10 protein-coding genes are annotated in these 9,443 nt (G+C 32.0%); 5 read left to right on the top strand and 5 right to left on the bottom strand.

The features are described 5' to 3' along the window. Positions 1 to 87 precede the first annotated feature (87 nt). Entirely contained in the window at positions 88 to 231 is a 144-nt protein-coding gene (locus GBO31_RS18180) for a hypothetical protein (protein ID WP_219009892.1), read from the top strand. Positions 232 to 262: 31 nt separating this feature from the next. Here the strand turns inward: GBO31_RS18180 and GBO31_RS18175 are convergent, their stop codons facing one another. Continuing rightward, the gene (locus GBO31_RS18175; protein WP_219009891.1) at positions 263 to 868 is read right to left on the bottom strand and encodes a YceI family protein; all 606 of its coding nucleotides are present in this window, start codon (positions 866 to 868) and stop codon (positions 263 to 265) included. Positions 869 to 1,071: 203 nt separating this feature from the next. On the opposite strand from GBO31_RS18175, the gene GBO31_RS18170 reads away from it, so the two are divergent. Beyond that, positions 1,072 to 1,254, top strand: coding sequence for a hypothetical protein (locus tag GBO31_RS18170; protein WP_219009890.1), 183 nt, complete (start codon positions 1,072 to 1,074; stop codon positions 1,252 to 1,254). Here GBO31_RS18170 and GBO31_RS18165 read toward each other — a convergent pair. Beyond that, the gene (locus GBO31_RS18165; RefSeq protein WP_219009889.1) at positions 1,251 to 2,462 is read right to left on the bottom strand and encodes a multidrug effflux MFS transporter; all 1,212 of its coding nucleotides are present in this window, start codon (positions 2,460 to 2,462) and stop codon (positions 1,251 to 1,253) included. The genes GBO31_RS18170 and GBO31_RS18165 overlap by 4 nt on opposite strands. A 119-nt stretch (positions 2,463 to 2,581) precedes the next feature. On the opposite strand from GBO31_RS18165, the gene GBO31_RS18160 reads away from it, so the two are divergent. Together GBO31_RS18160 and GBO31_RS18155 are read left to right on the top strand one after the other, a co-directional pair. Then, positions 2,582 to 3,301 carry a DUF6090 family protein gene (locus GBO31_RS18160; RefSeq protein WP_219009888.1) on the top strand — a complete coding sequence of 240 codons (720 nt, stop codon included), beginning with the start codon at positions 2,582 to 2,584 and terminating at the stop codon, positions 3,299 to 3,301. Between the two features lie 82 nt (positions 3,302 to 3,383). Further along, complete coding sequence (locus GBO31_RS18155) at positions 3,384 to 3,965, top strand: DUF4251 domain-containing protein (RefSeq protein WP_219009887.1); 582 nt, start codon at positions 3,384 to 3,386, stop codon at positions 3,963 to 3,965. On the opposite strand, the gene GBO31_RS18150 is transcribed toward GBO31_RS18155, so the two are convergent. Genes GBO31_RS18150 through GBO31_RS18140 form a run of 3 tightly spaced genes read right to left on the bottom strand, consistent with a single transcriptional unit; the run spans position 3,958 to position 6,841 of the window. After that, positions 3,958 to 4,803: a tetratricopeptide repeat protein gene (locus tag GBO31_RS18150; protein ID WP_219009886.1), complete on the bottom strand. Its 846-nt coding sequence runs from the start codon at positions 4,801 to 4,803 to the stop codon at positions 3,958 to 3,960. The genes GBO31_RS18155 and GBO31_RS18150 overlap by 8 nt on opposite strands. Further along, a complete protein-coding gene (locus GBO31_RS18145; protein WP_219009885.1) occupies positions 4,784 to 5,911 on the bottom strand; it encodes a hypothetical protein in 1,128 nt (375 codons plus the stop codon). The genes GBO31_RS18150 and GBO31_RS18145 overlap by 20 nt, the downstream gene beginning before the upstream one ends. Before the next feature lie 30 nt (positions 5,912 to 5,941). Next, positions 5,942 to 6,841, bottom strand: a complete 900-nt coding sequence (locus GBO31_RS18140; RefSeq protein WP_219009884.1) for an EamA family transporter — start codon at positions 6,839 to 6,841, stop codon at positions 5,942 to 5,944. Positions 6,842 to 7,152: 311 nt separating this feature from the next. Between GBO31_RS18140 and GBO31_RS18135 the strand changes: the two genes are divergently transcribed. Then, positions 7,153 to 9,354 (top strand): T9SS type A sorting domain-containing protein, encoded by a 2,202-nt coding sequence (locus GBO31_RS18135; RefSeq protein WP_219009883.1) that lies wholly within the window; start codon positions 7,153 to 7,155, stop codon positions 9,352 to 9,354. Positions 9,355 to 9,443 lie beyond the last annotated feature (89 nt).

Here is a 9,443-nt window from a genome sequence, read left to right as displayed (position 1 = left end):
TGTTAAAAACCGTATTTATACCCTTATTTTTTTTACGATTTGTTCTTAACTTCGCATCAGGGAAAAATAAAAGTAAAAACAAGTAACATGATGCGATCATTAATGCAAAAAAGGAATACCAAACGTGAAGAAAAAATAAAAATAACACGTTTAACAGAAATGAATATCGTTAATAACGAATTTCTGAAATCTTCAGAAAAATTAGCAAAAGCACATACAATTCATATCTAAATTGAGCATCACAATGCGTGATGCTTTTGTTTTAATCCAAAATAGGGAAATCGAATACTATATGTAGTTTATTCTTTTCCCTTTCGTCATGGATATTAACTCCATAGTCACTGGTGTAAATTGTAGTTTTGCCTAAAAGATTTTTGGTAATATCTAAAGTGAAATTAATAATAACTTCTTTGGTAATCCCTTTGATAGTAAGATTACCAATTACTTTATATTTATTATCACCAAAATGTACTACTTCTTTACTTTCGAAAGCGATTTTAGGGTATTTCTTTTTGTGGAAAAACTTCTCCCACATTAAATGGCCATCTCTCAAAAAATTACCTGTATCCAATGTGTTTACTAGTGCAGTCCCTTTAAAATGCGCATTGTCTGTATCTTCGGGATTAAAAGAAATCTTATAATCAAGACCTTCAATTGTTCCGGTAGTTTCTTCAGATACAAATTCAAAAGTGATTTTAGTATTCTTTTTATCAAACTCAAGCTTGATAATATCATTAATCAATGCATCTTCATGACCAGTGTATCCATCGGAAACATTTGTAATATCATTTGGAGAAGATGGAAATTGCCCATATCCTAAAGGAATTAAACAAATAAGAAAAATAATACTGTTAAAGCAGGTTTTCATAATGGCACTATTAGTGATTCAATATATAAATAAACAACAATCATTCCAATAGCTTTAACAAATCAGAAAAATTGAACTGGTACAAAAATCAGGGAAATAATTATAATTTGATGTTAACGTTTCAGATTTATTCTCCAAAATCATATAACTTTAGATAAGAAATTAAGTATCAATCAGGTAGCTATACCATAATTTTAAAGCGTATGGAAAATCAAAAGAAAAAAAGATCCTGGTCAAAGAGAAAATTTGCTGATTTTCAAAATAAGTATCGAAGATCTTCAAATTTTGGATACGGATCAAAAAGAGATCAATTTGCTATTGCAGGGAATGGAGAACTATCTGTTCCTGAAAAGAAACAAGTAAACGATAAAAATCAATTTGATTAAGAAGAGGTTATCTTGTTTTTTGAAGAAATTTTAAGGTATATAAGAATACCAATCGAAATGCTAGCGCAAATCAAAAATCCCAGAAACAGCGGTAATGCTGTGTCGTTTACAAATCTGCCTATAAAGGTACTTATAGGTACAGCCATTATTGTGCTTATAAAACCTGTAATAGCAGCGCCTATTCCTGCAATATGACCTACAGGTTCCATTGCCAGTGCTCTTAGGTTTCCAAACAAAAATCCAATCGCAAAAAATTGTAATCCAAAGAAAATTAATAGTACAACTACATTAGGGTTTGTATTTCCATTGAACAAAAGAATATAAACTAGGGATATTCCAAAAAAGGAATATAAAGAAATAGATACCAGTTTTTCCATTCCATATTTTAACACCAAGGTGCCATTTAGAAAGGTAGCAGTACCAATTGAAATGGCCAACAAAGCAAAAATATACGGAAACTCATTTTTGAGTTGATATTGCTGTTCAAAAATTTGTTGTGAACTACTTAAATACACCAAAAAGGATCCTACAATTAATCCAGAAATAAAAGTATACCCCATGGTGTCTTTATACTTTGCTAATTCTTTTAACCCATCAACAAAAATATAAGGACTAAATCTAATTCTTTTGGAAATATCTAAAGTTTCATTTTGCCTTTTCCAGAACCAAAAAGATACCAATACGCTAAAAAATAATTGAATATAAAAAATAGCTTTCCAATCATAATGATCTAAGATTGCTTTTCCTATAGCAGGAGCTACTATGGGAACTAGAATAAACACCACGGTAATAAATGACATAATGCGAGCCATATAGTCGCCACTATAGGTGTCTCTAATCATAGCAATTGCAATGGTTCTTGGGGCAGAAAGTCCTATACCTTGTAAAATTCTTCCTATAACCATCATCGTAAGGTTTGTAGCACTAATACAAATAAAACTTGCGATAATGAATAATAAAAAACCCATGTATACCACAGGTTTTCTTCCAATTGCATCCGAGATTRGCCCAAAAATTAAGGGACCAATTCCTAATCCTAAAAAGATCATTGTAATCAGCAATTGATTATCAGCCAACTCAGTAGTTCCAATATGAATTCCTATAATATCTAACGCAGGAAGCAAAGCATCTATAGCTAGTGCCACAATAGACATCAAAGATGCCATTAAGACAATAAATTCGAACTGTTGGATCTTTTTAATTTGCATTCGGCAAAAATAGCTCATTTCATATGCTGACCAATATTTTTTATTGTGATTTAACTAATATTTATTGCGTCTTCCTAAAGGGTAAGAAACTGATTTTTAATTTATCGTATATTAGGATTATGAAATTGTTCAACGCGCAACGAAGAAACTTAATGAAAGGTAAAGGGATACGGAAATACGTGCTTTATGCGATAGGAGAAATTATATTGGTGGTTATTGGTATTTTAATAGCTGTAAGTATTAATAATGCTAATGAGGTTAGAAAAACCAAGAATCATTTAAAAAATGTTTTAGTTACCTATCAAGAAGATCTTAAATTAGATACTTTAAAGGTGAATAACGCTTTGGAGTTACTAAATACTAGGAAACTACGTTTTGATCAGTTTCTTAGTGATACGGTGGATATTGAGATGTATAAAACGTATCCGAGAGCTATGGGATTAACACTGAATTATAATCCTTTTGAATTACAGCAAAAAGGGATCCGACTATTAGAAAAATTTGAAAGCAGTACTACGGAGACGGATAGTTTAGTAATTCAGATTTTAGCACATCATAATGCTTTTGACACGCTATTAAAAGAAACTCATGAACGAATAGGCGATGATGTAACAGATAATATGGATTATCTTAAATATAATCATGCTTGGATTGGAGATTTGCTATTTGGTAAGTTAGATAATCCAGAGATGTATGATTATTTTTTAAGTGATACGTATCATGCTAGATTAGCGATTCATTATATGCTCGTATATGGGAATTTAAAACCATTATTAGAGCAACACCTTACAAGTTCAAAAGATATTTTAAGCAAAATAGAATCAAGGATTAATGGTTAAGGTCTGTTAAAGGCTCTTCATTTTTGGTATAAAGTTTGTAAATTATGCTTTAGTGAAATTGTAGTAAATAAAAGATAGTCAGATGTATAGGTTAGGTAGAGTAGTAGTGTTTATATTAACAGTAGGAGGAGTACTAATGAGTTGTAATAGTGCTAAAAGCACAGTTGAACCAACTGCTCAAAGTGAAGCTTTAGAAACATTAATTACTGAAAAGTCTTTTCGTATTGAATCGGATTGGATGTATCCTCTAATGACAACAAGTTTGAATAGTTTGGCCAATAGCGGATTGGTGCCTCCAGGAAGTACCATAAATGGTATTAGTCTTATTGGTAACGCTAATTTTGTGAAAATACACGGAGACAGTATCTCCATGAAATTACCATTCTATGGCGAACGCCAACTACCTGGTAAGTATGGTTCAAATGATATTGGAATTAAGTTTGATGGAATACCAGATCGATATGAAGTGATCAAAAATGAAAAAAAACAAAGACATATTATCAAGTTTACAGTAAACGATGATCAAGAATCTTATCGAGTAACCATAACCATGTTTCCTAATTGGAAAACGAGCATTAATATCAACAGTACTCATCGTACTTCAATACGATATAGTGGTATTGTAATGAAGCCAGATACTGATAAAGATCTGGTTGTTAATTGATCTGTTGAATACTAGATTGAAGTGCTTCGATATCTTCAATATACGTTTGATAAAATTCCTCTACATAAGGTCTTCTGCTATTAGATCCTTGCAGAAGCAATTCCTTAGAAGTTTCTAATAATTCATTAATAGTAGCCGAAGGATATGTTAGCTTAGCTAATGTTTTAGCTTTCCAGTAAAATAGATCTGCATTTTTATTAAGTTGAATTCCTTGATCAAACTTTTCCAAAGCTTTCTGAAAATCTCCAGTTTTAAAATAGGTAATTCCATAATACACAAAAGCTCTACTTTCTATATATGCTAAGTCTTTGGATTCGTGATCAAAAAACTTTTTAAAGTATTCTTGAGCTGTTATATATTCTCCTTTCATCATATACGCAATGCCTCGCATAAAATCAATATTCTGAGATTGAGGATAATCAACAAAATTGGGAGTAAGTGCATCTAGCTCATTAAAATCTTTAATGGCATTATCATAGTCTCTATAAAAATATAAATACAAATATCCTCTATATCCTTGCCAGCTTTTAGCATCCAATGCAACTGCCTTTGCATATTTTTTCATAGCTTCTGTATTGATACCTCTCTTAACTCTAGAAGCTCCCATTTCTCGATGAGGATCTGAAAAACTTGGATCTAATGCGATGGCTTCCTGGATTAAAAAATGCTCTTCAGGTGTGCCTTGATAATAAGAATCATAATGCAACCCTTCAATAAATTGCTTAACATATTTTTGAGATATTGTTCTATCAAACGTTGTTTTATAGAGTTCCGGCTTCGTATCACAAGAACTAAATGTAATGACGACAAAACCAAGACTAAGGTAAAATATCTTCAATCTTTCCATTTTTTAAAATAAAGGTTACATAGAAATAAGAATCTCTAGCTGTATTTCGCATCACGCAAGGCTTCCATTGTTTTACAGAAGAAAGGATTTCATACAAATGCGTTCTAGTTTCGTCGTCAAATTGCTTTTCATTATAATCAAAGTCCGCTTCGTTGGTAATAAATTTACCAGCCTTACCTTTACAATTAATGACAAATCGAAAAGTCAAATAACCAGATTCATTTTTAAGTTTGGTGGTGTCTAGCTGTTCATATACTAACTTTTTTAAGTTTCCCTTGCCGCCAATAAAACCTGCACGATCATTACCACCGTTATAGTAATCTGCTATGAATTGATGATCTAAGCAAAGTTCTAATTCTAATTCTTTATCTATAGTCTTGTCAAAATCAATATAACCTACACGTTCTATATTGTGATCAGATAATGTATCAAATTCTTCCGGAAGTATTTGTTCTACAAGTATTCGCTCTATACGATTGCTATCAGTAGTTAAGGTAGAGGAGTAGAGTCCTAAATCTTGAACATAAACATTACGATATTGATAATACATGGTATCTCTTGGAGTTTTTCCAAAAACAATGATATTATGTATGTTTTGCGCTACAATTTTTGCTGGTTTAGATAAGATCGTAGTATCTTTTATAAACTTGGTAGTTCTTTGAACTTCTATAGAAACAGAATCTTTGTTTTTTAATTTGGACGTTGAGGAAACAGTTTCATTTTTAAAAGTGAGATAGTTCTTTTCTAAATCATTTGGATATTCTGCTATAAGCGAATCTAATTGAAAATATCTTTTATAACCAAGTTCTATAAATCTATATTCTTTAACACTAAAATCTCTAATAGATTGAATCTTGAATGCTGGATTATATACTATTTTTTGAAAAGTACTATCGTTAACTTTTTTAAGGGATGAATATTCTAAACTGGTGGTGGTAATTTGTTTATCCTTCGGATAGGTATGAACATAATATTTATTGACAATTCCATTTTTAGTATATCCTTTGGGAATAAAAAAGCGCTCATTAGATGCATCAGTAGTAGTACAAGAAATACTACATACGAAACCAATTAATATTAGAAACAATTTGTGCTTCATATAATACTGTAGATATGAAAATATATAGTTTTAAGAATATAAAATTAAGAACACACCTAACATGATACCAAATAATGGGACCAGTTTTTTACGTTTATTTTTTTCTTTAAAAATAAGTCCACCAATTACAACTGCAATTAATATTTGACTTCTTTTTATGGCAGATAAAAGCATAATCAAGGCATCGGGATCTTGTAAGGCCTTAAAGTAGAAGTAATCTGCCGCTTGCAATAACACTCCAACGGCAACAATGGTCCAACGCCAAGTGAAATTTTTCCTTTTTTCTGCATTCCCAATCCATAGAACAGATAAAATAACTGATAAGATAAGTACTGTATAGAAGCAGAACCAGAATTGTAATGTCTGTGGATTTAGAGAGAGATTTTGGATCAAAAATTTATCATATAATCCGCTAGAAGCGCCTAAAAACGTAGCGCCAATGATAGCAAAAATCCATTTATTCCGCTTAAAATTGATTCCTTCTTTTTTTCCAATTTTTGAATATAGAATTACTGAAAAAATAATCATAAAAAAACCAATCCATTGCAAGAGATTCGGTTTTTCTTGATAAATCAAAATTGCACCTATAAATGTAAAAAATGGTCCTGCAGAACGTATGGGTGTTACTATGGTAATTGGTAAGTGCTTGAGAGCCTGATATGCTAATACCCATGACGATGCCATGATCATGGATTTGATAAAAATAAAACCATGAGTTTTTAATGGAATTTGATCTATATAAAATCCTATTTGTTTAGTGAATTCTGGATAGTATACAGACCCAATAAAAAAAGGAAGTAATACCAAAAAACCAGATCCAATAGTGCCTAATAACACAGGAAAAACTTCATTTCCTTGTACTGCATGTTTCTTGCATAAATTATGTAATCCAAGAAAAAGAGCTGCCAATAATCCGAGGTACATCCACATGGGCGCGAATATAGGTTTTTACTCAATTTTATAGAGGATCGTATCCTTCGAATTTTATTTTTTCACCCTATAATTCTAAAAATACGAATTCATTTATGTATTGATTACGATCATTGCGAATAATTCAAAGAATTTCATGTATTGCGCTTCTTGTATTTTTAATATAATAATTTTATGAATATTGTAATTTTTTAAGATAAAAATTGATGTTTACTTAAAATAGTAGGTATATTTGCGCCATCAACTCATTTATTATTCATGCATAATATTTTTTAACTATTTAACACAAATCAATTATTTAAAACCTAAAAATGAAAACTCAACTAAGCTTTATTCAAAGAAATTTTTGGATAGCAGTCATCGCTATTCTCACAACTTTTGCTACCAATGCGCAACAAGTGATCAATGCTACTTTACAAAATGATGGTAGAACCAGGCAATATCGATTGTATGTACCCGCTAGTTATGATCCCAGTAAACCTGCTCCTTTAATATTAAACTTTCATGGATTTACGAATAATATAGATACGCAGTATAATCAGAGTGATTTTCGACAATTAGCAGAAGACAACCAATTTTTGTTCGTAACTCCTCAAGGATTAGGTGGTTTTTTCTCAGGATGGGCTATCAACAATAATTTTGGAGGAAACCAAGATGATTTGGGATTTTCTGATGCCTTGATAGATAAAATTCAAGAAGATTATAATATCAATGAAAAACGTATTTATGCTACTGGATTTTCTAATGGAGGTTTTTTTAGTTACCGATTGGCCTGCGAATTAAGTCCAAGGATTGCCGCTGTTGCTTCTGTAGCTGGAAGTATGACAAGAATTTGGATTGATAATAATCAATGTCAGCCGCAACATCCAACGGCCGTATTACAAATTACAGGAACAAACGATAATGTGATTTCTATCAATGGTAATGGAACTAATGAACCGATACAAGATGTTATGGAATATTGGGCTTCTGTAAACAATGCAGATTCGACTCCAGATGTTATTCAGTTGGGAGGAGGAACTACACGTTCCATTTGGGATAATGGAGATAATGGGGTGACTGCAGAATTTATTCGAGTTCAAGGAAAAGGACATAGTTGGAATGGAGGTAACATAAATACCTCTCAAGAAGTATGGGATTTCTTTTCTAGATTTGATATTGATGGTGCTATCGATAGTACACCGCCACCACCAGATACCTGTGCTGCAACAGTATCATCATTTCCGTTTACTGAAAGTTTTGAAACGGGTATCGGACAATGGTCACAAGCTACGAATGATGATTTAAACTGGACCAGAGATTCTGGAGGTACACCTTCTAACAATACAGGACCATCTAACGGAGCTGATGGTAGTTTTTATCTGTATGTAGAAGCCTCTGGTAATGGAACAGGATTTCCTAATAAAAGAGCAATACTTAATTCACCTTGTTTAGATTTTAGTAGTGTAGCGAATCCTACACTTAATTTCCAATATCATATGTTTGGTAGTCAAATAAATAGCTTAACAGTCGAAGCTAGAACCAACAATACAGGTAATTGGTTATCTGTTTTTAGTAGATCCGGAAATCAAGGAAATGCCTGGAATGCTGCTAGTATTGATTTATCAAGTTATGTAGGCAATGATAGTGTGCAGTTGCGATTTAATGTGCTAACGGGTACAGGAAGTAGTGGTTGGCAAAGTGATATTGCTATAGATGCTATTAGTATCCAAGATGGTATAGGAAATCCAGATCCTGATTGTACGGCACTTAATTTTAATGATTTTGCAATTTCTGGATTCTCGAATCAAGATGCCGATGGGAATTTTTCAGTGGTGAATGGCGGAGATGGTTTGTCATTAACGAATAATACATGGAAATTTATTCCTTTGGATTATACGGTAACAGCTAATACGGTTATTGAGTTTAGTTTTAGTAGTACATCCCAAGGAGAAATACATGCCATTGGTTTTGAAAATAATAATACCTTGACCTCTTCACGTTATTTTAAAGTTCATGGAACGCAGAACTATGGAGTGACTAATTTTGATAATTATACTTCGGGAACTGTGACGTATACGATTCCTGTTGGAAATTTCTATACAGGAGTTATGGATCGCTTGGTATTTATCAATGATAATGATAGTGGTTCTGGAAATAATTCCATTTTCTCTAATGTAAGAATCTATGAAGGATCTTGTGGTAATTCTTTATCTGCTGAGCAAATCATAGCCCAATTAAGTACCAAATCACCAGTACTTGGTACGGAACCAGAAGATATAAACACTCTAACAATTGCACCAAACCCGGTTAGCGATCAATTCACTTTAAGTTTAGATACTCATTCCAAAACCAAAGATGAGATGATTGTTCGAATTTATACTATACTAGGACAAATAAAATATGAAGCTACTTTACAAACCGGTACTCAAAGTTTGTCTGCCAGCGCAATAGGATTAGGTTCTGGTATCTATGTTGTAAAAGTAGTGTCGAAAGGAGAGTTGCAAAGCACTCAAAAACTGATTATTAGGTAACCTGAATCTATAGTATTCAGGTTATTTCTTATAGATGGATTATTATGCATATCAAAAGATGCTTCAGAAATACTGAAGCATCTTTTTTA

The sequence above is a fragment of the Aquimarina litoralis genome, assembly GCF_019295435.1.
Classification (GTDB): Bacteria; Bacteroidota; Bacteroidia; order Flavobacteriales; family Flavobacteriaceae; genus Aquimarina; species Aquimarina litoralis_A.
The sequence above is the reverse complement of the archived record's forward strand: the minus strand, read 5'-3'. Positions and strand labels throughout refer to the sequence as shown.

Excerpts from the sequence above, each read along its gene's own strand:
- GBO31_RS18160 (WP_219009888.1), top strand. The coding sequence starts at position 2,582 with ATGAAATTGTTCAACGCGCAACGAAGAAACTTAATGAAAGGTAAAGGG.
- GBO31_RS18170 (WP_219009890.1), top strand. The coding sequence starts at position 1,072 with ATGGAAAATCAAAAGAAAAAAAGATCCTGGTCAAAGAGAAAATTTGCT.
- GBO31_RS18175 (WP_219009891.1), bottom strand. The coding sequence starts at position 868 with ATGAAAACCTGCTTTAACAGTATTATTTTTCTTATTTGTTTAATTCCT.
- GBO31_RS18155 (WP_219009887.1), top strand. The coding sequence starts at position 3,384 with ATGTATAGGTTAGGTAGAGTAGTAGTGTTTATATTAACAGTAGGAGGA.
- GBO31_RS18135 (WP_219009883.1), top strand. The coding sequence starts at position 7,153 with ATGAAAACTCAACTAAGCTTTATTCAAAGAAATTTTTGGATAGCAGTC.
- GBO31_RS18140 (WP_219009884.1), bottom strand. The coding sequence starts at position 6,841 with ATGTGGATGTACCTCGGATTATTGGCAGCTCTTTTTCTTGGATTACAT.
- GBO31_RS18145 (WP_219009885.1), bottom strand. The coding sequence starts at position 5,911 with ATGAAGCACAAATTGTTTCTAATATTAATTGGTTTCGTATGTAGTATT.
- GBO31_RS18180 (WP_219009892.1), top strand. The coding sequence starts at position 88 with ATGATGCGATCATTAATGCAAAAAAGGAATACCAAACGTGAAGAAAAA.